The sequence below is a fragment of the Allobosea sp. OAE752 genome, assembly GCF_050433265.1.
Lineage (GTDB): Bacteria > Pseudomonadota > Alphaproteobacteria > Rhizobiales > Beijerinckiaceae > Allobosea > Allobosea spartocytisi.
Window position 1 is genome coordinate 130,871 of record NZ_JBNPXO010000001.1, and the last position, 26,723, is coordinate 157,593.

Below are 26,723 nucleotides of genomic sequence, written 5' to 3' on the forward strand. Positions count from 1 at the left end.
GTCGTCGCGATCCTCAGCCCTGCGCCTGCTCGCTGACGACATAGGTATGGAGCCGCACCTGCCCGGCGGCATCGACCTCGCGGTAGATGCCCTGGATCTCGACCTCGAAGCCGGGGAAGGCATTGAAGCAGGCTTCGAACATCTTGAGATAATCGATCATCGGCTTGGCCCGCTCGGTCAGCCGCTCGCCCGGCACGATGGTAGCGATGCCGGGCGGGTAGACGACGAAGGGCGTCGTCGCGATCCGCCCGGCGATGGCGTCGATGGGGAGATAGTCGACATCGTTGCGCGTCAGGCAGCGCGCCGCGTCATGCGGTGACATCGCCATCTCCGGCAGGTGCTCGGGCGAGAACTGTCGGCTCTGCAGCCCGCTGACGTCATGGTCGCGGAAGAAGCGATGCATATCGCCGCAGAGATCGCGCAGCCGCACGTTGCCATAGCGGCCGGGCCGGCGCCGGTAGAATTCCGGAATCGCGTCTTCCAGCAGGGCGTTGTCGTCATGCAGCTTCTTGAAGGCGACGAGCCCGCTGATCAGCGTGCCGGCCTTGCTGGCCTCGACGCCGGGCGTGAGTAAGAAAAGCAGCGAGTTCAGATCGTTCTTCTCGGCGACGATCCGATTCTCGCGCAGGAACTGCGCGACGATCGGCGCGGGGATGCCATGCTCGGCATAGGCGCCGGTCTCGCGGTCGAAGCCGGGGGTCAGCAAGGTCAGCTTGTTGGGGTCCGTCATGGCGAAGCCCGGCTCCATCCGCGTGAAGCCGTGCCAGCTCGCATCCGCCGCGAGCTGCCAATAGGCAGGATTGCTGGCGAGCTGGTCGGTAGAGACCATCTCCCAGGCGACGTCGTGGACAGCACCCTCGCGCGCAGCATCGGCGATGCTGACCCGATCCGGCACGAAGGGCTCGAAGAACCAGCGCCGCTCGGGCCGGACCTCTTTCTCCTCGAATTCGCGTCGCACGGCCCGGATCTTCTTGCGCAGCTCGATGCCGAGCCGGATCGTATCGTCCCAAAGCACCTCGCCGGAGCGGCCCTTCATCATCTGCGCACCGACATCGAGCGAGGCGAACAGTGGATAGAAGGGCGAGGTCGAGGCGTATTGCATGAAGCTCTCATTGAAGCGTCGATGCTCGACCCGACGCTTCTGGCCCTTGATGTGCCTGTCCTTGATATGGATCTGCGAGGCCTGGCTGAAGCTCGCGAGCTGCTTGTGGGTCGATTGCGTCGCGATGATGCCGGGCGACTCCGGCCCCAGCCCCGTCAGCCCCATGGCGAAGCGACCGGCATAGAGCGGGTGGAACTTCATGAAGCCGGCCCAGGCCTCGTCGAAGAGGATGTACTCGCAGAGATGCCCGATCTTATCGAGGATCATCTGCGCGCTGTGGATCGTGCCGTCATAGGTGCATTGCTCGACCACGGCGACGCGGAACGGGCGCGGCTTCTTCCAGGCATCCGGATCCTTGACCAGCGGATTGGTGCGGATGCGCTCGCGCAGCGCCTCCTCGTCGAAGCTCTCCCAGCGCATCGGGCCGATCAGCCCCCAGGCATTGCGCACTGTGGGGATGTAGACCGGAATGCCGCCGGCGATCAGCAGCGCGCCGTGATGGGCGGCCTTGTGGTTGTTGCGGTCGAACAGGACGAGGTCGCCATCGGTGACCAGCGCGGCGAGCGCGACCTTGTTCGAGGTCGAGGTACCGTTGAGGACAAAATAGGTCTTCTCCGCCCCGAAGATCTGGGCCGCTTCCTTCTGCGCCTTGAGCGCCGGGCCTTCATGGGTCAGGAGGTCGCCGAGATCGAGCACGGAATTGTCGAGATCGTCGCGGAAGACCGCCTCGCCGAGATGCTCCATGAACACCCGGCCGATCGGGCTGCGGCTGTAGAACACGCCGCCATTATGGCCCGGGCAGGTCCAGAGATGGTTCCCCTCCTCGGCATAATCGACGAGAGCGCCGAAAAACGGCGTCTTCAGCGTGTCGGCATATTGCTTCAGCCGGCTGATCAGGCTCTTGGCGATGAAGGGCGGGGTTTCCTCCGAAAGAAAGATATAGCCGTCGATGAAGTCGAGCACCTCGACCGGCACGTCCTCGAAGCGCTTGCGGCGGATCAGCAGGATGATGGGGAAGTCGAGGCCGCGCCGGCGCATCAGGTTGATCAGCGCGGCCGTCTTGCCCTCCAGCCCCTTCTTGCCCCAGTCGACCACCATGCAGCCGATGGCGGCATCGGTCTGGACCGCGATCTCGGCATCTTCGAGCTTTCGCGCCTTGACGACCTCGAAGCCCGATCGCTCGATCTCCTCGACGATCTGATGGAAGCGGATCCCTTCGAGATCCTCGGCATCGAAGTTCGGCGTTGCGAACAGGAAGGTGAAGCGCCTGAAATAGTCCATACCGGCTCCGCTGAGCATGAACCCGCAGCATTGGGTGAGTTTTACGACAATTCGGCGACTGCCGCTCCGGCCAAAGCCGCAGCGGGCGGGCGCCCCGCGGGCCGGAGAACGAGTTTCCAGGATGGGCGTCTCGATGCCGCCAGAACAGTTTGCCGCGGGACCGATCCGGACGACTAGAACCGCTTGGTCGAGAGCACGTCGAAGGTCTTGCCGATCGTCGCGACGGCCTTGTCATAATCGGCCAGCGACAGGCAGGCGATCAGGGCGTCGATGATGGCGAGCTGGGCGATGCGGCTCGTCATCGCCTCGGTGCGGAACTGGGTCTCGCGCGCCATGGTGTTGAGGACGATGTCGGCATAGGCGAGCAGCGGCGACTTGCCGAAATTGGTGATGCAGATCGTCATCGCCCCGGCTTCTCGCGCGAGCCTGGTCGCGGTGACGGTCTCGTGCGTCGAGCCCGAATGCGAGATCGTGATCGTCGCGACATCGGGGCCGGTCAGCGAGGCACTGATCGCCTGCACATGCGAATCGACCACGACCTTGGATTCGACGCCGACGCGCAGGAGCCGGTAATTGGCGTCCTCCGCGATCGGGGCGGCGCTGCCGATGCCGTAGAGCTCGACGCGGCGCGCCTTGCGGATCGCCGCGACCGCGCGCTCCATCGCCCCCTGTCGAGCACCTTCATGGTGTCGTGCAGCGCCTGCAGATCGCTGCGGAAGACCTTCTCGATCACCGTCCCGGTATCGTCGGTGCGGGCGAGATCCTCGTGGATGAACTGCACCGGCTGCACCAGGTCGCGCGCCAATGCGATCTTAACCTGCTGGAAGCCGCGCGCGCCGAGCTGGCGGCAGAGCGAGATCACGCTGCCCTCGCTCGCCTCCGCCCGTTCGGCCACTTCCGTGACTGACATGGCGGTCAGGTCATTGCCGCAAGGCCCATTCATAGGGCGAACCCATGCGATGGGCCGCGCGCATCATGGTGGCGTCCGCCCGCAGGCCCAGCATCAGGCTGAACGAGGCATTCCTTCCTGGAAGGCATCACGGCGTTGGAAGGTTCTTCGTCTTTGCGTTGTATCTTAAAAAGAACATTCGTTTGACTTAACAAACGATCCTTTTGCAAGATTTGGGGAGTCCGGCGCTGGTCGCCGACGACCGTGAATTTGCAGAAGGTGACGACCATGGCCGGCACGACGGGGCACTCCAAGCACTTCGAAGCGAGCCGCCGCGCGCTGCTGAAGCTGTCGCTGCTGCTGCCGTTCATTCCCTCTGCCGCTCGCGACGCAGCGGCTCAGGGGGCGCTTCCCCAGCAGATCCCCGCCGGGACGAAGCTGGTGGCGGCCGATCAGAACGAGGCGCTGCAGACGCTGATCCGCGCCTCGGGCGTGCAGGCGAAGCTCTCGAGCAACGTAACCTATGCCAATTTCCTCGGCGGTCCGGCGATCCTCGAAGCCTTCCGGGCCGGCGCGCTCGACCTCGCCACCGTCGGCAACACGCCGCCGATCCAGGCGCATGCCGCCGGCGAGAAGATCCCGATCATCGCCGCGCGCGTCTCCTCCGAGACCGATTACTTCCTCGCCGTCCGTCCCGGCCTGAAGATCGACAGCCTGGAAGAGCTGAAGGGCAAGAGCATCGCCTATGGCGAGGGCACCGGACGCCAGCCCTTCGTGCTGAATGCGCTCAAGCTCGCCGGGCTGACACGCAAGGACGTCAAGCTCGTGCCGCTTCGGGCCGCCGACTTCCCCGATGCGATCAGGACTGGCCAGGTCGACGTCGCGGCGCTCAACGAGCCGCATTTCTCGCGCTATCTCGCCGACTTCGCCGATCGCGGCGCAAGCGCGCTGCCGAAGGCTCAGAACGACCGGCTGCCCAAGAGCCTGACCTATCTCTACGCCAGCCAGAAGGCCCTCGACGACCCGGCGAAGGCGGCGGCGATCCGTGAATTCGTGGCGGGCTGGATCGATGCCAGCCGCTGGTCGCACCAGAACGTCGATGCCTGGGTCGAGGCCTACTACGTCAAGCGCCAGAACCTGAAACCGGCCGATGCCCGCAAGATCGTCGAGTCCGAAGGCGAGTTCCAGTTTCCGCTGCTGGCCAGCCTGATCGCGAAACAGCAATCGTTGATCGACGTGATCCACGAGGCCGGCGACCTGCCGAAGCGACTCGATGCGCGCGAGGAATTCGATCTGCGCTTCGACGAGATCATCGCCGCCAAGACCAACTGACACCCTGGCCGAGACGGATGGACGCCATGAGTCTCATCACCTATGCCACCGGCTTCCAGCCCAGCGCGGAAACCGAAAGGCATCCTGTCGGAACGCAAGCAGCGCGGCCGCCGCAACTGGCGCCGTCGCGCCTGCCGCGGGGCGGCATCCTGTTCGGGCCGGTCGCATTGGTCGCGATCTGGGAACTCGCCTCGAGGATCGGCTGGCTCTCGCCAAAATTCCTGGCGGCGCCGTCGACGGCCGTCCTGACCGGCATCGAGCTCCTGAGCAACGGCACGCTGGCCGACCATTTCCTCGCCTCGGCCCAGCGGGCCTATCTCGGCCTCGGCATCGGCGTCGCGCTCGGCCTTGGGATGGCGCTCGCCGCCGGTCTCAGCCGCATCGGCGAAGCCTCGCTCGACGGGCTCGTCCAGATCAAGCGGGCCGTGCCGACGCTGGCGCTGATCCCGCTCGCCATTCTCTGGCTCGGCATCGGCGAGGCGATGAAGGTCGCGCTGATCGCCTCCAGCGTGCTCGTCCCGATCTACATCAACACCCATGCTGCGCTCACGGGCATCGATATCCGCCATGTCGAGCTTGCCCGCAGCGTCGGGTTGTCCCGCGGCGCCTTCCTGCGCGAGGTCGCGCTGCCCGGCGCCCTGCCCGGCTTCTTCACCGGCCTGAGGCTCGCCGTCACCACCTGCTGGACGGCGCTCGTCGTGCTCGAGCAGATCAACACCACCGAGGGCATCGGCTATCTGATGAACCGCGCCCGCGACTATGGCCAGACCGATGTCATCGTCGTCGGCCTTGCGATCTATGCCATCCTCGGCCTCGGCTCGGATTTCGCGGTCAGGTTCTGGGAGCGCAAGGCGCTGTCCTATCGCAAGGCGCTGGCATCATGAACGCCTCGGCCCATCCGCTCCACCTGCCGCGAGGCCATGCGCCTGCCGCCGTCAGCCTGCGCGGCGTCACGCGCCGCTTTTCAAGCCGAACCGTGCTGAGCGAGGTTTCGCTCGACTTCGCGCCGGGTGAGTTCGTCGCGCTGATCGGCAAGAGTGGCTCGGGCAAGAGCACATTGCTGCGCGCCCTGGCGGGCCTCGACGATGGCGTCGACGGCGAAGGCCGGATCAGCGTGCCGGAAGATCGCTCGGTCCTGTTTCAGGACTCCCGGCTGCTGCCCTGGAAGAACGCGCTGCAGAACGTCGTCTTCGGCCTGCGCGGGGCTGACGCGGATGAGCGCGGCCGCGCCGCGCTTGCCGATGTCGGACTCGGCGGGCGCGAGGACGCCTGGCCGAATGCGCTCTCCGGCGGCGAACAGCAGCGGGTGGCGCTGGCGCGCTCGCTGGTGCGCCAGCCGCGCCTGCTGCTGGCCGACGAGCCCTTCGGCGCACTCGACGCCCTGACGCGGATCAGGATGCATGAATTGCTCTTCCGCCTGATCCGCCAGCACCGGCCGACGGTCCTGCTGGTCACGCATGACGTCGACGAGGCGATCAAGCTCGCCGACCGCGTCCTGGTCATGGAGGCCGGCCGCATCGTCGTCGACCGCCCGGTTGCCCTGGCGCATCCGCGCCTCAAAGCCCCTCATTTCGAAGCCTTGCGCGGCGATCTGCTCGCGGCGCTCGGCGTCTCCGATGCCGTCTAGTGACCCACATCCGACAGGATCGATCCGCCATGGCACGCGAACTTCACCTCAACCTCTTCATCAACGGCCGCGGCCACCACGAAACGGCCTGGCGCCACCCCGCCTCGACGGCGAAGGCGTTGAGCGATCTCTCCTATTACCGCGATCTTGCTCTTGCGGCAGAGGCGGCGAAGCTCGACTCGATCTTCTTCGCCGACCAGCTCGCGCTCGGCGACGAGCTCGCCCATGCGGCGCGCGGGGAGCTGGAGCCGGTCACGCTGCTCGGGGCTCTTGCGGCGTTGACAAGCCAGATCGGGCTGATCGCCACGGCATCGACCACCTATAACGAGCCCTACAACCTCGCCCGCCAGTTCGCCTCGCTGGACCATCTCAGCGGTGGCCGGATCGGCTGGAACATCGTGACCTCCTGGGCGCCGGGCGCCGCCGTCAATTTCGGCCAAGAGGCTCAGGTCGGCATCGACCAGCGCTATGCACGCGCGCACGACTTCGTCGAGGCCGTCTCCAAGCTCTGGGACAGCTGGGCGAGGGACGCCATCGTCGACGACCGCGACAGCGGCACCTATGCCCGCCCCGATCGCGTCCGGCGCGCCGCGCATCGCGGCAGCCATTTCAGCGTGGCAGGGGCGCTCAACATCCCGCGTTCGCCGCAAGGCCGCCCGGTCTTCGTTCAGGCCGGCGCGTCGAAGGACGGCCGCGCCTTCGCCGCGCGCTATGCCGAAGCGATCTTCACCGCGCATCTCAACAAGGACAGCGCGATCGAATTCTATGCCGACATCAAGACCCAGGCGCGGGCATTGGGGCGGGGCCCGGATCAGATCGTCATCCTGCCCGGCCTCAGCGCCGCGATCGGCTCGACCGAGGCGGAGGCGAAACGGGTTTGGGAGGAGCTGAATGAACTCTCCCATCCGAGCGTCGGGCTCGCCAGGCTGTCGAGCCGCTTCGGCGGCCATGACTTCTCGCATCTCAAGCTCGACGACGTTCTGTCGGTGGAGGATTTTCCCGATCCGTCGCAGGTCCAGGCTTCGCGCAGCCGGGCGCAGTCGATCACCGCACTCGTCGCGCGCGAGCGGCCGACATTGCGCGGCCTGCTGCACAGCCTCGCCGGCGCGCGCGGCCACTTCACCGCGACCGGGACGCCGGAGCAGATCGCGGATATCATCGAGGACTGGTTCGTGTCCGGCGCGGCCGACGGCTTCAACGTCATGCCGCCGATCCTGCCGACGCAATTCGACATCTTTGCGAGCGAGGTCGTGCCGCTGCTGCGCAGGCGCGGGCTGTTCCGAAGCGAATATGGCGACGGGACGCTGCGCGACCGGCTGGGCCTCGACCCGGTTCAGAGCCAGTTCGACCCGGCCGAGCCGGTGAAGCGCTCCGCCTGAGCGGAGCCCCCGGGCGGGAAGCCCGTTTCCGTATCGCACGCTCACGCGCTGGTTTCGTTCTCCCGCAGCCTCGCGATTTGGAAGCAATCACCTCCCATCCGGTGACATAACGCCGATGCGCGCTCTTATGTGAGGTCGCGCGGAGGCGGAGCCCGAGATGATCGATCGTAGAACCCTGCTTGCGCTGGCGGCCGGCTCCGTCGCCGGGATCGGGCCGGGCTTCGCCGAGAGCACGGCGCTGCGCATCGGCTACGTGCCGGTCATCGGGGCGAGCGCCCTGTTCGTCCTTGCCGGCGACGGATCGGCACGCGATGCCGGCCTCGAGCTCAAGCTCACCAAGTTCGATTCCGGCCCGAATGCCATCCAGGCCTTTGCGTCCGGCACGATCGATATCCTGGTCATCGGCGTCGCGCCGGTTGCGGTCGCCCGCTCCCGCGGCCTGGACGCATCCGTGATCGCAGCCGCGGCGGTCGGCGGTACGGCCTTCGTGGCCGGCCCGGCCCTCGCCAAGGCTTTTGCCGAGAACGCCGACGATCCCGCGAAAGCCTTCGCCGCGTTCCGCGCCGCAACGGGCCGCAAGGCCAAGCTCGGCACGCTTCCGCCGGGCGGCGTGCCGACGGTCGCGCTTCACCACTGGCTCTGGACAATCGGCAAGGTCGAGCGGTCCGATGTCGAGATCGTCAATATGGGCATCGAGGTCGTTCAGCAGGCGATGCTGACCGGCGCCATCGACGGCGGCACGCTGCTCGAACCCTCGGCGACGCTGGTTTCCGAACGCGATCCGCGCATCAAGCGCATCGTCAACTCGCCGGACATGTTCCCGAACATTCCCGGCGTCGTCGTTGCCGCCTCGGGCGCCCTCGTCAAAAATCGCCCTGAGGTGGCGGAACGCTTCGTCGGGCTTTTCCATCAAGCGACCGAACGGATTCGCAAGGAGCCGGCCAAGGTCGCCCCGTTCGTGCTGGCCGTGCTCGGCGGCGACCTGGTCGCGGAATCGACGATCGCGAAGGCGCTCGTCTCGCCGGCCGTGAGCTTCGTCAACGACCCCGCCCAGATCCGCAAGGCGACCGAGGCGCTGCTCGCCTATCAGGTCGAGCTCGGCGATTTCCCCCAAGCACCGGCCCTGGACGGCTTGTTCAATCAGGCTCTCTACGAGCGCGGGGTGCGATCCTCACCAAGCCGCTGAACGATCCGAGACCCTGATCCTGCTCAAGCATGGCTCGCCGGGGAGGTTTCGTCCCGCTCCCGGATGAAATCCATGTTGAGCTTGAGGCCCAGGCCCGGCAGGTCCGGCACATGCATATGGCCGTCGATCGGCAGCGGCGCGCCGTCGAAGACCTGTGCCGTGATGTCCTCGAACATCAGCAGGCGCTCGAGAAAGAGCGCGTTCGGCACGGCCGCGACGAGATGCAGATGGAGATTTTCCATGGCATGGGGGGCGAATTTGACGTTCCAGGCCTGGGTCAGGGCGGCGCATTTCAGCATCTCGGTATAGCCGCCGGCCCGCGCGCCATCGACCTGCACGATGTCCGCAGCGTCGTGCATGAGCAGGTCCCTGACGCCGAACTTGGTGTATTCGTGCTCGCCCGTCGCCAGCGGGATATCGGTGCCGCGCTTGAAGCGGGCGAGCCCGGGAATGTCGTCGGCGAAGACCGGCTCCTCGAACAGGAAGATGTCGTATTCGCGAATGCGGTTGGCGAGCTGCACGGCCGTTGCCGCATCGAAGGAATTATTCGCATCGACCATCAGGTTGATGTCGGGGCCGACCGCCTCGCGGACCTTGCGGACGCGCTCGACGTCGCGCCTGGGATTGCGGCCGCCGTCGAAGCCGACCTTGAACTTCACGGTCGTGAAGCCGCGCGCGACCATGCCCTTGATCTCGTCGACGAGCTGGTCGTCGGAATAGGAGGTCCAGCCGCCGCTGGCATAGACCGGCACCTTGATCCGGTCCCCGCCGAGCAGCTTGTAGACGGGGAGATCGACGATCTTGCCCTTGAGATCCCAGAGCGCGATGTCGACGGCGCTGAGGGCGCAATACATCAGCCCCTTGCGGCCGACCCCGCGCAGATAGTGGAAGAATTCCTGCCAGATCGCCTCGGTTTCGAGCGGATCGCGGCCGATCAGCCTGGGCGCCATGTTGCGGTTGATCAACTCGCAGGTCGCCTCGCCGCCGACCTCGTGATAGGTGACGCCGATCCCCTCCAGTCCCTGATCCGTCGTGATGCGGACGATCACGAAGCCGATCGTCTCGACCTTGCGCGTCGCGTCCGCGAAGCCGCCGAGGACCGGGGCGGAGACGAGGTGGACGTCGATCTTCCGAATCCTGTGACCCATCAGCTTTCCTGCGGCAGTCTGCGTTGACATCATTATCGATAATGATATCGATATTCATATCGACAGACCTTGTCCAGCGAGGCACGCGCCTTGATTCCGAAGCTCAGCCGCCCGTCCGATCTGGTCTATGGCATCGTCAAACGGCGGATCATCCTGAACGAGCTGACCCCGGAGACGGTCCTGACCGAGCTCGGCCTCGCCCATGAGATCGGCTGCAGTCAGGGCCCGATCCGCGAGGCGCTGCTGCGCCTGCAGGAGGATGGGCTCGTCGTCCGCTCGGGGCGGCGGACGATCGTGACCCGGCTGACGGAAGAGGAAGCCGACGAGATGCTGGCGCTGCGCCGCCGCATCGAGACGCGCGGCGCGCTGAAGGCGGCGCTGCATGCCGATGGACGGGCGCTCGACGACCTGCGCGGCATCCTGGCAGCGATGATGGAAGCCGCCGCGGAGGGCGACGAGTACCGCGTCATCGAGGCGGACAAGGATTTCCACCTCGCTTTGTTTCGGCTCTCCGGCCTCGATGCCCTCGGGCAGATCCTGGCACGCTGCATCATGCACTCGAACCGCTACAAGCTCTGGGCGCCGGAGCATCGCCGCCCGCTGATCGAGACGGCGCGACGCCACGACATTCTCTACGAGCGCCTCGCTGCCGGCGATGGAAGCGGACTCGCCGCAGCGCTCGGCTCCCATATCGATACGATCGTCATTCAAGGCGGCGACGAGGTGGCCGCGTGAGCGCCTTCGTCGATCCGCAGATGGCTCGCATCCTCGCCGGTTTCGCGGCGGCGCCGGGCGTCGATTTCAAGACCCTGCCGATCGCGGAGGCCCGCGCCTCCGCCGATGCCGGCTCCATCGCCTGGAACGAAGGCGCGCCCGACCTACCGGCGCGCGATATCGCGGTGCGGATCGACGGCACTTCGCTGCGGGGGCGGCTCTATCACCCCAAGCCCGGAACCGCCCTGCCCGTCATCGTCTACGTTCATGGCGGCGGCTGGACCTTCGGCTCGGTCGACACCCATGACGGCACGATGCGGACCCTCGCGGCGGCGTCGGGCTGCGCCGTCTTCGGCTTCGACTATCGCCTCGCGCCGGAGCATCCCTACCCGATCCCGCTGGAGGATACGCTCGGCGCCATCGCCTTCGGGCTCAGCGGCGAACTCGGCTCCGATGTCGATGCGCGGCGCTGGGCGCTTGCCGGAGACTCCGCCGGTGCGACGCTTGCGCTCGCGGCCATGATCCATCGCCGCGATGCCGGGCTTGCCCTCCCCGCCACAGCCGCTCTGTTCTATGGCTGCTACGCCCCCGACTTCGAAACCGGCAGCCATGCGCGCTTCGGCGAGGGATACATCCTGACCACTGCGAATATGCGCTGGTACTGGCGCAACTATCTCGGCGCGGCCTTCGACGCCCCTCCGGGGCTCGCCGCGCCGCTGCATGCCGACCTCCGCGGATTGCCGCCGCTTTACCTGACAGTCGGCGGGCTCGACCCGCTGGTCGACGACACCATCCGTCTGGCGGATCGCCTCGCGGCAGCGGGCGTCGCCTTCCGCCACGACCATGTACCCGGCGTCATCCATGGCTGCCTGCGCATGAGCCGCAAGCTCGCTCCGGCGCAGGCCATGATCGACGCCGGAGCCGCCTACATCACCGAACGACTATAAAAAAATTCAGGGAGTGAACGTCATGGAACGCAGGACTTTCATGAAACTCGCGGGAGCGGCCGCGCTCTCCTTCGAGGCCGCCAGACCGGCCATCGCCCAAGGCAAGGCGACGGTGCGCTGGTGGTATCACTACGACAATCCGCAGAACACGCCGGCCAGCCTCGTCGCGAAATTCGAGGCGGAAAACCCGGACATCAAGATCCAGGCCGAGCCGATCCCCTGGGGCGGCGGCACCGACTACATCAACCGCATCTTCTCGGCCCTGGTCGCCGGCAACCAGCCCGACTGCGCCATGGTGCGCCTGTCCTATCTCTCGCGCTTCGGGCAGATGAAAGCGCTGGAGCCGCTCGACGGCTTCCTCGCCAATTGGAAAGGCCGCAGCGACATTTCCGACGACGTCTGGACAATCAACCGCTCGCCCGACGGCAAGCAGTACTACATGCCGCTGCACTATGTGGTGATCTATCTCTATTACCGGCAGGATCTGCTTCAGCAGGCCGGGCTCCAGCCGCCCAAGAGCTTCGACGACTTCCTCACCGCCGCCAAGGCGCTGACCAAGGACGGCATCTATGGCTACGGCATGCGCGGCGGCGCCGGCTGTCACGACAATTGGGGGCCGTTCGTGCTGGGCGGCGGCGCCAGCTTCGACAAGGGCGGGATGGTTACGGAGAAGGCGCTCGCGGCCAATCGCTGGTTCGTCGACCTCGCTGTGAAGCACAAGGTCGCGCCGCCCTCGGCGCCGACCGACGCCTTCCGCCAGATCGTCGATGCCTTCAAGGCCGGTCGGACCGGGATGGCGATCCACCATATCGGCTCGGTCGCGGAGATCGTCGGGGCGCTCGGCGACAAGGTCTCTGCCGTGCCGGTGCCGCGCGGGCCGGATGGCCGCGGCTGGACCTATTTCGGCGACGAGTCCAACGCCATCTTCGCAGGCAGCAAGAACAAGGAGGCGGCCTTCCGCTGGATCAGCTTCCTGTCGAGCGCCGAGAACAATGCCGAGCAGGCCAAGCTCAGCGGCCAGCTGCCGATCACCATCTCGGATGCGAAGAGCTGGACCGTGCATCCCAAGCGCTTCGTCGAGGCGAGCGACGCCTCCCTGCCGATCGCAAAGCCCCTCCCCGACCATGTGAAGACGCCGGATTTCGTCGGCCGCGTCCTGCCCACCAACCTGCAGAGGGCGCTGACCGGCGGGATGAATCCCGACGATCTCATGAAGGCGGTCGAGCAGACCTTCCACGGCTGAGGCCGGATCGCATCGCGCGGCGCCAGGCCAAACCCGGCGCCAGCCATCGATCTACAGGGACGAGGCCATGAACAAGACGACGGCGAGCAGCGCGATGCTTCGCGCGGCGACACCCTATGGTTTCCTGCTGCCGGCACTGTTGGTGACGGCGCTGGTCATCCTGTTTCCGGTCCTGCAGACGGCCTGGTACAGCCTGCACGACTACATTCTCTACGACCCCGACAATTTCCGCTTCGTCGGCTTGCGGAATTTCGCGACCGCACTCTCGGACGAGGTCTTCTGGATCGCGCTACTGAACTCTGCGATCTGGGTCGCGGGCATCGTGTCGCTCCAGCTCCTGCTGGGTCTCGTGGCAGCGCTGCTGCTCAACCAGAGCTTCTGGTGGCGCGGCATGGCGCGCGCGCTCGTCATCATCCCCTGGGCGCTGCCGAGCGTGATCATCGGCCTGATGTGGACCTGGATCTACGACTTCAATCTCGGCGTCTTCAACGACATCCTGCTGCGCCTCGGCCTGATCTCGGCCCCGCATCCCTGGCTCGCCCAGCCCTCCACGGCGCTGGCCTGCATCATGCTGGCGCTGGTCTGGCAGGGCTTTCCGTTCTTCACCGTCACCATCCTCGCGGGTTTGCAGACCGTGCCGGGAGAACTCTACGAGGCGGCCGAGATCGACGGCGCCAGCCCCTGGCGCCAGTTCGTCCACGTCACCCTGCCCTCGATCGCCGGCATCGTCACCACGGCCGTACTGCTGCGCATCATCTGGGTCGCCAATTCGCTCGACGTCATCCTGGTGATGACTGGCGGCGGGCCGGGATATGCCACGCATACGCTGCCGCTCTACGCCTTCCTGCGCGCCTATACCGGCATGGAATTCGGCTATGCCGCCTCGCTCTCGCTGATGCTGACGGCGATCCTGCTCGGCATCGTCTGGCTCTATGTCCGCCGCCAGGCCGGGGAGATGGAGCGATGATCCGGCGCCGTTCCTTCGCCCGCAATCTGATCCAGGTCGAAATCCCCGTCCTGCTGGTGCTCGCCTTCGCGCTGGCACCGTTCGTCTGGATGCTGCTGACCTCGATCAAGCCGAATGCGGACCTCTCGCAGTTCCCGGTGCGCTACCTGCCGAGCAGCACGACCTTCGAGCACTATCAAACGCTGATCCAGCGCACGAGCTTCCCGGTCAACCTGCTGAACAGCCTCGTCATCGCCTGCGGCGCCGTCGTGCTGGGGCTGGCAGCCAGCGTGCCGGCCGCCTATTCGTTCTCGCGCTTCCGCTTCGCCGGGCGACGGATGTTGATGACGAGCTTCCTCGTCATCAACATGTTCCCGATCGTGCTGCTGATCATCCCGCTCTTCGTGCTGATGCGGACGCTCGGGCTGATCGACACCTTCCTCGGCGTCATCATCGGCCATTCGACCTTCTCGATCCCGTTCTCGATCTGGATGCTGGTCAGCTACTTCAACGCGATCCCCAAAGACCTCGACGAGGCGGCGACGATCGATGGCGCGTCCCGCTTGCAGACGATCCGGCTGGTGGTGCTGCCGCTGGTGATGCCCGGCATCGTCACGACGGCGATCTACGTCTTCATCACCTCGTGGAACGAATATCTGTTCGCGATGATGCTGTCGGGCGAGACGGTCAGGCCGGTGACCGTCGCGCTGCAATTGTTCATCGGCGAATTCACGGTGCAGTGGGGCGTCCTCACCGCGGGCGGCACGATCATCGCTTTGCCCGTCACCATCCTTTTCCTTTTTGTGCAGAAGCGGCTCGTCGGCGGGCTGACGGCAGGAGCAGTCAAATCATGACCAATGCGATCGGGGTGATCTCGATGTTCTACGCGCGCCCCTTCGGGCGCGAGCATTTCCCCACCTTCCGGCGCATGAAGCAGGCCGGGGCCGATGTGGTCGAACTGCTGGTGCCGGAGCCGGGCGAGCTCGACCTTGCCGAGACGAAGGCCGCCGCCACCGATGCCGGCCTCTCGATCGTACTGGCGGCGCGGGTGAACCTGACCCGCGATCTCGCCAGCGCCGACCCGGCCGCGCATGCAGCCGGCATCGCCTATCTCGAGCAATGCGTCGACATCGCTGCCGCGTTGGGGGCGGGAATCGTCGGCGGGCCGCTCTATGGCGCGCCGCTCGTCTTCGCCGGCCGGGCGCCGCAGCCGGTCGAGCCGGCCGAGCGCCGCCGGCGGGTCGATGCCGTCGTACGCGGACTGACGCAGGCCGCGAAACGCGCCGCCGACAAGGGCGTCGTCCTCGGCGTCGAGCCCCTGAACCGGTTCGAGACCGACATGTGCAACACCTGCCGCCATGCGCTGGATTATGTCGAGGCCGTCGCCTCACCTGCCGTCGGCGTGATGCTCGACACCTTCCACATGAACATGGAGGAATACGATCTCGCCGCCTCGATCCGGCTGGCGGGATCGCGGCTGGTGCATTTCCAGGCGAACGAGAACAATCGCGGCTTCGTCGGCTCGGGCCATATCGACTGGCCGTCGATCGCACGGGCGCTTGCGGCCTCCGGCTATCAGGGCCCGATCGTGCTGGAGCCGTTCCGGCGCGACGACGAGGCGGCAGGCGTGACGCTGGCGCAATGGCGCGCGCCCACCCGGAACGAGGATGCGGAGCTCAAGGCCAGCATCGACTATCTCAAGGCGACGCTCGCCTTCGCCGACCGGCTCGCGACGACGAAGGGAATTGCGTGATGACATCCCCCTTGCGCCTCGGCTGGATCGGCTGCGGCACCCATGCCAATGAGATGCTGCTGCCGCAGGTCACACGGCACGACGTCGTCCTGCAGGCGATCTGCGACATCTCGCCCGACAACCTCGCCTCCACTGGCCGGCGCTACGGTGTCGCGCCCGAGAACCAACTGAGCGACTGGCGCGCTTTGCTCGCCCGCACGGATATCGACGCCGTCGGCCTCGCCATGGGTCCGCGACAGCATCATGAAGTCGGCCTCGCCGCGATCGCGCGGGGATTGCCGCTGTTCATCGAGAAGCCGCCGGCCGCGACCTCGCGGCAAGCGCAGGAGCTGGCGGATGCCGCCAAGGCCCGAGGCGTTCCGGTCGTCGTCGGTTTCATGAAGCGGTATTCCACCGCCAATCGCATCGCGGCCAATGTCATCCACACCCCGGAATTCGGGGAAACCGCGAGCTTCCTCGGCCAGTACATGACGGCGCCGACCTACTTCGCGGGGGATGTCGACTATACCGGCTTCTATCTGCATCACTGCGTGCATTATTTCGACCTGATCCCCCATCTGATGGGCGAGGTCGCGACGGTCGGCGCACGCCGGCACGAGCTGGAACCCGGCAAGCTGCTGCTCCATGTCGATTTCCGCTTCCGCAACGGCGGCATCGGCACGCTCGTCATGGGGACGCATCAGTCGCGCGGTACGCCGATGGAATGGTGGCAGGTGATGGGCGACCATCGCCGCGTCGAGGTGCGCAACCTGCATGAGGTTCGCTACTTCCGCAGCCCTCCCTTCAAGGTGTCGCGCCCCGACGCCAGCCTTGTCGACGGCGAAGATACGCTGGTCTGGGAGCCCAATTTCACGGTCGCCGCCAACGAGGACCACAAGGGCTATCACGCGATCCTCGGCGATTTCGTGCGGGCGGCGCGCGGCGAGACACTGGACTTTCCCGATGCGGCGGCGGGCGCACGGGCGCTCGCCCTCCTCGAACAGGCCATCGCTTCCGCCGAAGCCGATGCGCATCGGTGATCGATGCCCGGACATGAAGGGGCAATGTCCGGGGCCGACAGCTCTCCATCGCTAGGCTCAGGGCCGAATCATTTGGCCTGAGATGCGATTCACGGTGTCTGGAAAGAGCCGTGATAGGTCATTCGTTTCTGCCTGCCAGGGGTCGATGACCGGCGCGTGGTGAGCGGTATCCCTGTCACCGGCTCACTCCCAGTTCAGCGCGCCGCCGTTCTGGTATTCGATGACGCGGGTCTCGAAGAAGTTCTTCTCCTTCTTCAGGTCCATCGCCTCGCTCATCCAGGGGAACGGGTTCTCGGTCTCGCCGAAGACCGGCGGCAGGCCCAGCTGGGCGCAGCGGCGGTTGGCGATGAAGTGCATGTATTGCTCGCAGAGCGCCGCGTTCAGGCCGAGGAAGCCGCGCGGCATCGTATCGCGGCCATAGGCAGCCTCAAGCTCTGCGGCTTCCCGCAGCATGCCGCGGATCTCGTCCTGGAAGGCCTTGGTCCAGAGATGCGGGTTCTCGATCTTGATCTGGTTGATCACGTCGATGCCGAAGTTCAGATGGATCGACTCGTCGCGCAGGATGTACTGGTACTGCTCGGCGATCCCCACCATCTTGTTGCGCCGGCCGAGTGACAGGATCTGCGCGAAGCCGGTGTAGAACCACATCCCCTCGAAGATCACGTAGAAGGTGATCAGGTCACGCAGCAGCGCCTGGTCACTCTCCGGCGTTCCCGTCTTGAAGTCCGGATTCTCGATGCTCTGGGTGTGCTTCAGCGCCCAGGCCGCCTTGTCGGTGATCGAGGGCACTTCGCGGTACATGTTGAACAACTCGCCCTCGTCAAGGCCGAGGCTCTCGACGATGTACTGGAATGTATGGGTGTGGATCGCCTCCTCGAAGGCCTGCCGCAGCAGATACTGCCGGCATTCCGGGTTGGTCAGGTGTCGGTAGATCGCCAGCACGATGTTGTTGGCGACGAGAGATTCGGACGCCGCGAAGAAGCCGAGATTGCGCTTGAGCATGCGCCGCTCGTCCTCGCTGAGGCCGTCCTTCGACTTCCACAGGGCGATGTCGGCCTGCATCGAGACCTCGGTCGGCATCCAGTGGTTGTTGCAGCCGGAGAGGTACTTTTCCCAGGCCCATTTGTATTTGAGCGGCAGAAGCTGGTTCACGTCGGCGCGCGCATTGATCATGCGCTTCTCGTCGACGGTGACGCGCCCGCCATTGCGGTCGATCGCGCCGAGGCCGGTGGCGTCGGCGGCGGGAGGAGGATTGGTCAGGATGGCGGGGTTGGCCGGGGGCGCCGGCTTGGTGTCGGACCAGTCGAGCATGGGGATATTCCGTTCTTGATCTGAGGGCGCGGGCGCCGGGGGCCACCCGGGGCGCTGTCATCGCGAAGAGTTCGAGCCGAAGCAGCCGTTACTGGCAGGCTTCGCAGGTGGGATCGTCGAGCGAGCAAGCGTTGGGCACGGCCATGCCATTCTCCAGCGGGATATCGACGATGATCGGCGCGGCGGCCTTGGCCGCGACCGGCACGGTGGCCGAGACCGCATTGAGCTTGCCGTCCGTGCCCTTCAGCGTCGATTTCTCGACATGGGTCGCCGAAAGCGCGCGCAGGTAATAGGTCGTCTTCAGGCCGAGCCTCCACGCCAGGCGATAGGCCTCGTCGAGCTTTCGGCCGGACGGCTGCGCCATGTAGAGGTTCAGCGACTGGCCCTGATCGATCCATTTCTGCCGGCGCGCCGCCGCCCTGATCAGCCATTCCGTCGGAATCTCGAAGGAGGTGGCATAGAGCGCCTTGAGATCGGCCGGGACGCGATCGATCCCACTGACCTTGCCGTCGTAGTATTTGAGATCCGAGACCATCACCTCGTCCCAGAGCCCCCTCGCCTTCAGGTCATGAACGAGCCCGGCATTCACCACGGTGAAGTCGCCCGACATGTTCGCCTTAACGTAGAGCTGGCTGTAGCTCGGCTCGATCGACTGCGAGACGCCGACGATGTTGGAGATCGTCGCGGTCGGCGCGATCGCCATGGTGTTGGAGTTGCGCATGCCGGTCGTGACGACCCGCTCGCGCAGGCCCTCCCAGTCCAGCGTCGAGGAGCGGTCGAGTTCGACATCGCCGTCGCGGGCGTCCGAGAGGATGTCGAGCGAGTCGATCGGCAGGATGCCCTTCGACCAGAGCGAACCCTCGAAGCTCGGATAGCGCCCGCGCTCGGCGGCGAGATCGACCGAGGCCTGGATCGCATGGAAGCTGATCACTTCCATCGACGTATCGGCGAAGGCGACGGCGCCTTCCGAGGCCGCCGGCAGACGCAGTGTCTGGAGCGCGTCCTGGAAACCCATCAGCCCCAAGCCCACCGGGCGATGGCGCAGGTTCGAGCGGCGTGCCTCGGGGATCGTGTAGAAATTGATGTCGACGACGTTGTCGAGCATGCGCATCGCGGTGGTCACGGTGCGGGCCAGGCGAGCCTGATCGAGCCCATCGGGCGTCACATGCGCGGCGAGGTTCACCGAGCCGAGATTGCAGACCGCGACCTCGTCGGCCGAGGTGTTGAGCGTGATCTCGGTGCAGAGGTTCGAGGAATGCACCACGCCGGCATGCTGCTGCGGCGAGCGCAGATTGCAGGCATCCTTGAAGGTCATCCAGGGATGGCCGGTCTCGAACAGCATGGTCAGCATGCGCCGCCAGAGGTCGAGCGCCTTCACCCGTTTGAAGACCTTGATCTGGCCAGCGGCTGCCTTCGCCTCATAAGCCTCGTAGGCCGTCTTGAATGGCTTGCCATAGAGGTCGTGCAGGTCCGGCACCTCATCGGGCGAGAACAGCGTCCAGTCGGCGCCGGCCTCGACGCGCTGCATGAACAGGTCGGGAATCCAGTTCGCCGTGTTCATGTCATGGGTGCGGCGGCGGTCGTCGCCGGTGTTCTTCCGGAGATCGAGGAACTCCTCGATATCGACATGCCAGGTCTCGAGATAGGCGCAGACCGCGCCCTTGCGCTTGCCGCCCTGATTGACGGCGATGGCCGTATCGTTCGCGACCTTCAGGAACGGCACCACGCCCTGGCTCTCGCCATTGGTGCCCTTGATATGGGCGCCGAGACCGCGCACCGGCGTCCAGTCATTGCCGAGGCCGCCCGAGTACTTGGCGAGCAGCGCATTGTCCTTCACCGCCTTGAAGATACCGTCGAGATCGTCAGCGACGGTGGTCAGGAAGCAGGAGGAGAGCTGCGGGCGCAGCGTCCCGGAATTGAACAGCGTGGGGGTCGAGGCCATGAAATCGAAGGATGAGAGCAGATCGTAGAATTCGATCGCCCTGCCCTCGCGATCGATCTCGCGGATGGCGAGACCCATGGCGACACGCATGAAGAAGGCCTGCGGCAGCTCGAAGCGGTTGCCCCGGACATGCAGGAAATAGCGGTCGTAAAGCGTCTGGAAGCCGAGATAGTCGAATTGCAGATCGCGCTCGGGCTTGAGTGCAGCGGCGATGCGGGCGATGTCGAAGCGGCCGAGCTCGGGGTCGATCAGCTCGTTCGCGATGCCGGTCTTGAGATAGGCATGGAAGTAGTCGGCATAAAGCACTGACATCTCTTCCTGCGTCGCCTGCTCGGCGCGGCCATGGACGAAGCTCAGTGCCTCGCGACGGAGCTTGTCCAGCAGCAGGCGCGCGGAGACCTTCGCATAGTTCGGCTCGCTCTCGATCAGCGTGCGGGCGGCAAGGATCGGCGCCAGCGCCAATTCGTCGAGCAAGATGCCGTCATAGAGGTTGCGGCGCGCCTCGGTGAGGACCGGCTCGGCCGAGACGCCGTCGAGATCGGCACAAGCCTCGCGAACCACCTTGTCGAGGCGGCCGGCGTCGAGCGGGATAAGCGTCCCGTCGGCGAGCTTCATGTGCAGCAAGGGAGCTGCGGAGGCGACAGGCTTCGTCTCGGCAACCGCCCTCGCCCGCTCGCGCGCCCGCTCCTCGCGATAGAGCACATAGGCACGGGCGACCTTGTGGTGTTCGCCGCGCATCAGGGCGAGCTCGACCTGGTCCTGCACATCCTCGATATGGAAAGTGCGGCCGGTCGCGGCCCGGCGGGTCAGCCCCGCGACGACCTGCTCGGTCATCTCCGCGACGGCTTCGTGGATGCGGCGCGAAGCGGCGGCGTTCGATCCTTCGACGGCGAGGAACGCCTTGGTCAGCGCCACGGTGATCTTCGAGGGATCGAACGGCGTCACCGCGCCGTTGCGGCGAATGATCTGGTAGCCGGGCTCGCTCGCAGCGAGCTTCGACAGTGTCGGCTCTGCGGCTGACGGAGCGGCGGCAGGCCGCTCGGCTTCAATGGAAAGAGACATCGGCATCAACCCCAAATGTTGGGGGCAAAGGCCAGAGCGGTTGCGTCGAGAAGGCGCGCGGCACCACAAGGCCGCGACCTGCCAAGCGCACCACCGGGACACCCCGCCCGAGGACGTATACGAGGTCGCGGCAGGTCTCCTGGCTCACGGGTCAGCGCTCTCGTCCCGTCTTCCCAAGGCCTTGCAGCCTCAGTGACTTAATCCTGGACGTGAACTCGCCGCTTACAGTTGCGGGGGCAGCGCCGGTCTCTCACCGGCTTCCCTCTTAGCTCTCGATCTTGCGATTCGAGAGACCATCGACCACCAGATCTAGTAGCTAAGGGGCATCGCCTGTCAACAGGTCGTGATGCCGCCGTCCGGCGCCTGTGAAGATCGGGGATCACCGCGCGGCCTCCGGCCTATCCTGTTCGTGCTGTTCGGCAATGACGTCGGCTCTGCCTTCGCTTCGGCGAAACCGCGTCGAGCGATGCTTTACGCCTCAAGCGCTAGCGCCCCTTCGCCGCCCGCCATGATCGACGCACGCCCCGTTCCCGAGCTTCGCGCAATTCGCGACCGCCACGAGCTGTCTGCGATGGCTGCCGAGCCGCCCCAGCATATCGCGATGGCGCGTCTCAGGCCGGGTCACACGGTTGCTGTCGGTCGATTTGGCGCCCGGCTGATTTTCCGAAAATATTGCGAGATAAAACCTTCCATTTGACAATGTGTCTTATAAGTACCATGATAGAAACATCGATCTAGGCCGAACGAATTGGCCCCGCGCTTTCATCGCGCACTGCTGACGAACTTCCTGCTCAAATCGAAAAATGCGCTGCACCCGCGGCGCATGAACAATAGCCTTTACAGGAGGTCAGCATGGCCAGTGGCACAGTTAAGTGGTTCAACACCGACAAGGGTTTTGGTTTCATCCAGCCGGAAGACGGCGGCCAGGACGCCTTCGTCCATATCAGCGCCGTGGAGCGTGCCGGTCTGCGCACGCTGAAGGAAGGCCAGAAGGTCTCCTATGAGCTGGTGCAGGACAAGCGCTCCGGCAAGGTGTCTGCGGACAACCTGCAGGCCGAGTGAGCTAGACGCCATCCGGCGCGTCAATCGAGATCAGCGGCGACCGCGGATGTACCGGCGCCCGTTCGATTGAGCGGCGGATAGCCACGGAGGGGTCGGGATCAACCCGGCCCTTTTTGTTTGCATCAGAAGGGAAATTCGAATGCAGGTTCTCGTTCGCGACAACAACGTCGACCAGGCGCTTCGCGTCCTCAAGAAGAAGATGCAGCGTGAAGGCGTGTTTCGCGAGATGAAGGCGCGTCGCGCCTACGAGAAGCCGTCCGAGCGGCGAACCCGCGAGAAGGCCGAAGCCATCCGCCGCGCCCGCAAGGCAGCACGCAAGCAGGCTCAGCGCGAAGGATTGCTGCCGATGCCGAAGCGCGTGGAACGGCCGGCACGGCCCGGCCAGGCCCCCGCGCAGGCACGATAGGCGAGGATTTGGGCCTGGGCTTCAATCCGCAGGATTTCGCCGAGGGCCGGGCCTGCTCGCCAGGCCGAACCGGCGAGGATCGAAGCCGAGCCCCACGCAAGGTTCTGCCCGAAGCCGTTCGATCCATGCAGGAGCGTGCTGCCGGAAAACGCCGCTGACGCCCTGGCGTCCTGCGTTCGAGAAGGAGTTTGCCGATGTCGAGCAACAGAATTCCGCCGGAAGAGGCGCAATTGCGGGCCCAGAGCAGAGCGACGCTCGCAGCGCAACGCCGCGCCGAGGCCGAAACGGCCCTGGAAGCGTTGCGGGTGGAGCAGATCGCCGTCCGCGAACGCACCGCAAAACTGCGGGCCTTGCGGCTCGCCAAGGAAGCCGCCGACGCCGAGGCCGCCGCGGCGGTGCCGCCAGCCAAGACGCGAGCCAAGCCCGCCAAGACCGTTGTTCGGCGGAGAACCGCTTCTTCCTGATCTCCAACCGGAGGATGGCGCGCGAGGCGTTGCCGTCAGTCTTGGTCAGCAACCCGGCAGCCGAACTCGGCCGCCGCTGCGGCAAACCAGGACCAGAAGCTTCCTGCCATGCTGCGTGCGACCATGATCTCGAAGACGGGTCCGTCCGGCCCGTCGGCGAGCCGCCATAGCTGCACGCCGAGATAGGCCACGCTTGTCACGGCGGTCTCGCCGACGCCAAAGGCCGAAGGATGCAGGTCGAGCATCACGCCCTTTGCCAGCAGATCGCGGGTCCTGGGACCCTGAAGCCGGAAGGCGGCGCGCGCATCGCTCTGATCGCTGACAGCGGCATGGGTCGCGAATTCATCGAGCAATGGCTGGAAGCCGTCGCGCGAAGCCGCGCGCAGCAGCCATTGGTCCGGCCCCGCCCAGATCGCGTCATGGACCCCGCCCGATACGATCCTCGGCATCTCCGGCAGCGCGATGCCGAGCCGGCCTTTGACGGCCCGCGACAGGGCCATCGCCGCACCCGGTTCAGCGATCAGGGTCGCCAGGCCGAAACCATCCAGCAGCGTCGCAACGACGCCGGTCTCGCCCTTCGCGCCGAAGGAGCCGGGTTGCGCGATGCCCGCCCAGGCGCTGCGCGGGCGCCATGAGGTCGCGATCTCAGCCATGGAGGCGGTTTCCTTCCGGATCGACGAAGACGGGCGAGCAGATCTCGACGACGATGTCGCCGTTTCGGACGGGATCATAGGCGCGCACGCGCTCGCCGATGCGACCGGCGCCGTTCCGGATCAGGCCGAGGCCGATCCAGTGGTTGAGATGCGGCGAATGGGCGACCGAGGTCATGTAGCCCTCGTCGTTCTCCATCACCGCCGCCTTGCCGATGCCGATGAAGTGGGCGCCGGCCCGCAGGCGCTGGGAGGGATCGACCGGCTTGAAGCCGACGAAGGACGGCCGGTCCCGCTCGATCAGGGCCGGCCTGCCCGCCATCAGGCGGCCGATATAGTCCTTCTTCGAAGACATCATCTTGCCGAGGCCGAGATCGCGCGCCGTGGTCTGGCCGTTGAGCTCGTTGCCGGCGACATGGCCCTTCTCGATGCGCATCACCCCGAGCGCCTCGGTGCCATAGGGCGTGATGCCGAAGGGCTGGCCGGCCTGCATCAGGGCGCGCATCATCGCATCGCCATAGGCGGCCGGAACCGCCAGTTCATAGGCCAATTCGCCCGAGAAGGAGATCCGGAACAGCCGCGCCGGAATGCCGCCGCCGACCGTCACGGTGCGCGCCGCGAGATAGGGGAAGGCCTCGTTCGAGAGGTCGTGCTCGTGATCGACGACGCCGCGTAGGGTTTCGCGCGCCTTGGGCCCGGCGATGGAAGCTTGTGCCCATTGCTCGGAGACCGAGACCATGCGGACATCGAGTTCCGGCCACAGCACCTGATGGCAGAACTCCAGATGCTGCATCACCTTGCCGGCATTGGCCGTCGTGGTCGTCATCAGGAAATGGTGCTCGCCCAGACGCGAGGTGGTGCCGTCATCCATGACGAAGCCGTCCTCGCGCAGCATCAGGCCGTAGCGCGCCTTGCCGACCGGCAGGGCCTTCCAGCCATTGATGTAGACGCGCTCCAGGAACTCGGCGGCCTCCGCCCCCTGGATGTCGATCTTGCCGAGCGTCGAGACGTCGCAGAGGCCGACGCTCGCGCGCACGGCCTTGACCTCGCGATCGACCGTCGCCTGCCAGTCGTTTTCGCCGGGGCGCGGATAGTACTGCGCCCGCAGCCATGGGCCGGCCTCGACGAAGACGGCGCCCTGCTCCCGCGACCAGTCATGGGTCGGTGCCAGCCGCACCGGCCTGAATTCCTTGCCGCGATGATGGCCCGCGAGCGCGCCGATCGCGACCGGCGTATAGGGCGGCCGGAAGGTCGTGGTGCCCGTCTGCGGGATCGTCCTGCCCGTCTGCTCGGCCATGATGGCGAGGCCGGAGAGGTTCGAGGTCTTGCCCTGGTCCGTCGCCATGCCGAGCGTGGTGTAGCGCTTGAGATGCTCGACCGGCCGGAAGCCCTCGCGTGCGGCGAGTTCGACATCCCTGTCGGTGACGTCGTTCTGGTAGTCGACGAAAGCCTTGCCCTTCGTTCCCTTCACTCGCCAGAGCGGCCGCAGCGCGGTCGTCTCGGGATCGGTCGCAGGCACGGGTGCCGGCGGCGCAGGCGTCAGCCCGGCTTCGGCCGCAGCCTCGCGGCCGAGCCGCGCGCCGTCCTCCAGCGCCTGCGCCAGCGTGAAGCGCCCGGCCGCGCTGCCGGCGACAGCAAGGCCCGCCGGCAAGGAGCCCGGCACGAAACATTGCAGGCCGTCGTCCCAGGCCGGCTTGCCGTTCTGATGCGAGGTCAGATGCAGCGTCGGGTTCCAGCCATTGGAGACGGCGAGCAGGTCGCAATCGACAGCCGTCGTCGCGCCGGATGCATCGCGGATGGTGACGCTGCTGAGGTGGCGGCCGCCGCGCGTGCCTTCGACCGCGCCGCCTGCGAACAGCCTCGCACCAAGCTTGTCGGCGAGCGCCTTGCGGGCGGGATCTGAGTCGCCGCCGGCATCGACGATGGCAGCGATGCGGCTACCGGCTGCGGCGATATCGCGTGCCGTGGCCCAGCCATCGTCCCCGGCCGTGAACAGCACCGCCTCGCGGCCCGGCAATGCGCCGTAGCGGTTGACGTAGGTGCGTGCCGCTCCCGCCAGCATGACGCCCGGCGTATCATTGCCGGGGAAGACGATCGGCCGTTCCAGTGCGCCTGCGGCGAGGATCGCGCGCTTGGCATGGATGCGCCAGCCGCGCTGTCGCGGCTGATGCGGCGCCGGCTCGGGCAGGTGATCGCCGACACGCTCGACCGCGCCATAGATGCCGTGGTCGTAGAGGCCGAAGACGGTGGTGCGCGGCATGATCCGCACTTCGGGCAGGCTCTCGAGCTCGGCCAGCGTCGCCGCCAGCCATTCGGCCGCCGGCTTGCCATCGATCTCGCGCCTCTCGGCCAGCAGGCGCCCGCCGAGGCGAAAATCCTCGTCGCAGAGGATGACCCGGGCGCCGCTGCGCCCCGCTGCGAGCGCGGCGGAAAGGCCGGCCGGACCGCCGCCGATCACCAGCACGTCGCAGAAGGCGAAGGCCTTCTCGTAATGGTCAGGGTCTTCTAAGCCGGCCGCGCGGCCGAGGCCCGCCGCACGGCGGATCAGCGGCTCGTAGAGCTTTTCCCAGAAGGCCGCCGGCCACATGAAGGTCTTGTAGTAGAAGCCCGCGACCAGGGCCGGCGAGAGCAATCCGTTGATCGAGAGCAGATCGAAGGCGAGCGAGGGCCAGCGGTTCTGACTGGCCGCGTCGAGCCCCTCGAACAGCTCGACCACCGTGGCGCGCGTGTTCGGCTCGCGGCGGGCCCCGGAGCGCAACTCGACCAACGCGTTCGGTTCCTCCGGGCCGGCCGAGAGGATGCCGCGCGGGCGGTGATATTTGAAGGAGCGGCCGACGAGCCGCACGCCATTCGCCAGCAGCGCGGAAGCCAGCGTATCGCCGGCAAATCCGCGATAGGACCTGCCGTCGAAGCTGAAGCTCAGCGGCCGGCTGCGATCGACAAGGCCGCCGGAGGCGAGACGGAAGGGCTGCCCGCTCATGCCGCGGCTCCCGCCTTGCGCGCCCTGGCGGCCTCGACCGAGGCGATCGCGTGGGTGCGGGTGTCGCGGGTCACGACCAGCCAGGCATGGCAGCCGGCCCCGTGATACCAGAGCTCGCGGTGACTGCCGGCCGGATTGTCACGCAGATAGACGTACTCGGTCATCGCCGCTTCCGTCGCTGCCATCCCGTCGGGTCGCTGCGGATCGGCCGCGCCGAGATAGGTGAATTCCTGGGCGTCGCGCGCGCCGCAATGGGGGCAAGTGATGCGCATGGGGGATC

At 66.3% G+C, this 26,723-nt stretch carries 23 protein-coding genes, 1 pseudogene and 1 riboswitch; of the genes and pseudogenes, 15 read left to right on the top strand and 9 right to left on the bottom strand.

From position 1 onward, the window contains the following. Nucleotides 1–13: 13 nt before the first annotated feature. From GGC47_RS00580 to GGC47_RS00590, 3 genes and pseudogenes are all read right to left on the bottom strand, one after another. A complete protein-coding gene (locus GGC47_RS00580; RefSeq protein WP_370954032.1) occupies nt 14–2,383 on the bottom strand; it encodes an Orn/Lys/Arg family decarboxylase in 2,370 nt (789 codons plus the stop codon). 173 nt (nt 2,384–2,556) lie between these two features. Next, complete coding sequence (locus GGC47_RS00585; protein ID WP_429066465.1) at nt 2,557–3,045, bottom strand: MurR/RpiR family transcriptional regulator; 489 nt, start codon at nt 3,043–3,045, stop codon at nt 2,557–2,559. A gap of 185 nt (nt 3,046–3,230) precedes the next feature. Beyond that, nucleotides 3,231–3,326, bottom strand: a pseudogene (locus GGC47_RS00590) (hypothetical protein); the annotation flags it as partial. Nucleotides 3,327–3,536: 210 nt separating this feature from the next. Between GGC47_RS00590 and GGC47_RS00595 the strand changes: the two are divergent. The 5 genes from GGC47_RS00595 to GGC47_RS00615 all read left to right on the top strand — a co-directional run bounded on the left by GGC47_RS00595 (nt 3,537) and on the right by GGC47_RS00615 (nt 8,796). Then, nucleotides 3,537–4,604, top strand: a complete 1,068-nt coding sequence (locus GGC47_RS00595) for an ABC transporter substrate-binding protein (protein WP_370954030.1) — start codon at nt 3,537–3,539, stop codon at nt 4,602–4,604. Between the two features lie 26 nt (nt 4,605–4,630). Beyond that, the gene (locus GGC47_RS00600; protein WP_370954029.1) at nt 4,631–5,488 is read left to right on the top strand and encodes an ABC transporter permease; all 858 of its coding nucleotides are present in this window, start codon (nt 4,631–4,633) and stop codon (nt 5,486–5,488) included. Continuing rightward, nucleotides 5,485–6,231: an ABC transporter ATP-binding protein gene (locus tag GGC47_RS00605; protein WP_429066469.1), complete on the top strand. Its 747-nt coding sequence runs from the start codon at nt 5,485–5,487 to the stop codon at nt 6,229–6,231. Before GGC47_RS00600 ends, GGC47_RS00605 begins: the two co-directional genes overlap by 4 nt. A 29-nt stretch (nt 6,232–6,260) precedes the next feature. Then, the gene (locus GGC47_RS00610; protein WP_429066472.1) at nt 6,261–7,610 is read left to right on the top strand and encodes an LLM class flavin-dependent oxidoreductase; all 1,350 of its coding nucleotides are present in this window, start codon (nt 6,261–6,263) and stop codon (nt 7,608–7,610) included. A gap of 157 nt (nt 7,611–7,767) precedes the next feature. Then, nucleotides 7,768–8,796 carry an ABC transporter substrate-binding protein gene (locus tag GGC47_RS00615; RefSeq protein ID WP_142020449.1) on the top strand — a complete coding sequence of 343 codons (1,029 nt, stop codon included), beginning with the start codon at nt 7,768–7,770 and terminating at the stop codon, nt 8,794–8,796. 23 nt (nt 8,797–8,819) lie between these two features. Here the strand turns inward: GGC47_RS00615 and GGC47_RS00620 are convergent, their stop codons facing one another. Next, a complete protein-coding gene (locus GGC47_RS00620; protein ID WP_142020448.1) occupies nt 8,820–9,944 on the bottom strand; it encodes a mandelate racemase/muconate lactonizing enzyme family protein in 1,125 nt (374 codons plus the stop codon). A 90-nt stretch (nt 9,945–10,034) separates the two neighbouring features. Between GGC47_RS00620 and GGC47_RS00625 the strand changes: the two genes are divergently transcribed. The 7 genes from GGC47_RS00625 to GGC47_RS00655 all read left to right on the top strand — a co-directional run bounded on the left by GGC47_RS00625 (nt 10,035) and on the right by GGC47_RS00655 (nt 16,566). Continuing rightward, entirely contained in the window at nt 10,035–10,679 is a 645-nt protein-coding gene (locus GGC47_RS00625) for a GntR family transcriptional regulator (RefSeq protein WP_038362567.1), read from the top strand. Then, on the top strand, nt 10,676–11,605 hold the full coding sequence (locus GGC47_RS00630) for an alpha/beta hydrolase (RefSeq protein WP_142020446.1): 930 nt from the start codon (nt 10,676–10,678) through the stop codon (nt 11,603–11,605). Before GGC47_RS00625 ends, GGC47_RS00630 begins: the two co-directional genes overlap by 4 nt. A 22-nt stretch (nt 11,606–11,627) precedes the next feature. Further along, a complete protein-coding gene (locus GGC47_RS00635) occupies nt 11,628–12,848 on the top strand; it encodes an ABC transporter substrate-binding protein (RefSeq protein ID WP_142020445.1) in 1,221 nt (406 codons plus the stop codon). A gap of 67 nt (nt 12,849–12,915) precedes the next feature. After that, the gene (locus GGC47_RS00640) at nt 12,916–13,815 is read left to right on the top strand and encodes a carbohydrate ABC transporter permease (protein WP_142020444.1); all 900 of its coding nucleotides are present in this window, start codon (nt 12,916–12,918) and stop codon (nt 13,813–13,815) included. Further along, nucleotides 13,812–14,648, top strand: coding sequence for a carbohydrate ABC transporter permease (locus tag GGC47_RS00645; protein ID WP_142020443.1), 837 nt, complete (start codon nt 13,812–13,814; stop codon nt 14,646–14,648). Before GGC47_RS00640 ends, GGC47_RS00645 begins: the two co-directional genes overlap by 4 nt. Further along, nucleotides 14,645–15,547, top strand: a complete 903-nt coding sequence (locus tag GGC47_RS00650) for a sugar phosphate isomerase/epimerase family protein (protein ID WP_142020442.1) — start codon at nt 14,645–14,647, stop codon at nt 15,545–15,547. Before GGC47_RS00645 ends, GGC47_RS00650 begins: the two co-directional genes overlap by 4 nt. Then, the gene (locus tag GGC47_RS00655) at nt 15,547–16,566 is read left to right on the top strand and encodes a Gfo/Idh/MocA family protein (RefSeq protein ID WP_142020441.1); all 1,020 of its coding nucleotides are present in this window, start codon (nt 15,547–15,549) and stop codon (nt 16,564–16,566) included. Before GGC47_RS00650 ends, GGC47_RS00655 begins: the two co-directional genes overlap by 1 nt. Before the next feature lie 183 nt (nt 16,567–16,749). Here GGC47_RS00655 and GGC47_RS00660 read toward each other — a convergent pair whose 3' ends face one another. Both GGC47_RS00660 and GGC47_RS00665 read right to left on the bottom strand, forming a co-directional pair. Next, entirely contained in the window at nt 16,750–17,877 is a 1,128-nt protein-coding gene (locus GGC47_RS00660; RefSeq protein ID WP_142020440.1) for a ribonucleotide-diphosphate reductase subunit beta, read from the bottom strand. 88 nt (nt 17,878–17,965) lie between these two features. Next, entirely contained in the window at nt 17,966–20,881 is a 2,916-nt protein-coding gene (locus GGC47_RS00665) for a ribonucleoside-diphosphate reductase subunit alpha (RefSeq protein ID WP_142020439.1), read from the bottom strand. 112 nt (nt 20,882–20,993) lie between these two features. Beyond that, a riboswitch (cobalamin riboswitch) is annotated at nt 20,994–21,195 on the bottom strand. Between the two features lie 538 nt (nt 21,196–21,733). Between GGC47_RS00665 and GGC47_RS00670 the strand changes: the two genes are divergently transcribed. The 3 genes from GGC47_RS00670 (at nt 21,734) to GGC47_RS00680 (ending at nt 22,813) form a co-directional block, all read left to right on the top strand. Then, nucleotides 21,734–21,943 (top strand): cold-shock protein, encoded by a 210-nt coding sequence (locus GGC47_RS00670; protein WP_038361902.1) that lies wholly within the window; start codon nt 21,734–21,736, stop codon nt 21,941–21,943. Between the two features lie 139 nt (nt 21,944–22,082). Continuing rightward, a complete protein-coding gene (gene rpsU / locus GGC47_RS00675) occupies nt 22,083–22,349 on the top strand; it encodes a 30S ribosomal protein S21 (protein WP_038361899.1) in 267 nt (88 codons plus the stop codon). A 194-nt stretch (nt 22,350–22,543) separates the two neighbouring features. Next, entirely contained in the window at nt 22,544–22,813 is a 270-nt protein-coding gene (locus GGC47_RS00680) for a hypothetical protein (RefSeq protein ID WP_038361897.1), read from the top strand. Nucleotides 22,814–22,848: 35 nt separating this feature from the next. Here GGC47_RS00680 and GGC47_RS00685 read toward each other — a convergent pair whose 3' ends face one another. From GGC47_RS00685 to GGC47_RS00695, 3 genes are read right to left on the bottom strand one after another with little or no spacing between them, the layout of a single operon-like run. Continuing rightward, complete coding sequence (locus tag GGC47_RS00685) at nt 22,849–23,466, bottom strand: sarcosine oxidase subunit gamma (RefSeq protein WP_142020438.1); 618 nt, start codon at nt 23,464–23,466, stop codon at nt 22,849–22,851. After that, nucleotides 23,459–26,443, bottom strand: a complete 2,985-nt coding sequence (locus tag GGC47_RS00690) for a sarcosine oxidase subunit alpha family protein (RefSeq protein WP_142020437.1) — start codon at nt 26,441–26,443, stop codon at nt 23,459–23,461. The genes GGC47_RS00685 and GGC47_RS00690 overlap by 8 nt, the downstream gene beginning before the upstream one ends. Then, nucleotides 26,440–26,715 carry a sarcosine oxidase subunit delta gene (locus tag GGC47_RS00695; RefSeq protein ID WP_133561664.1) on the bottom strand — a complete coding sequence of 92 codons (276 nt, stop codon included), beginning with the start codon at nt 26,713–26,715 and terminating at the stop codon, nt 26,440–26,442. Before GGC47_RS00695 ends, GGC47_RS00690 begins: the two co-directional genes overlap by 4 nt. Between the last annotated feature and the right edge of the window lie 8 nt (nt 26,716–26,723).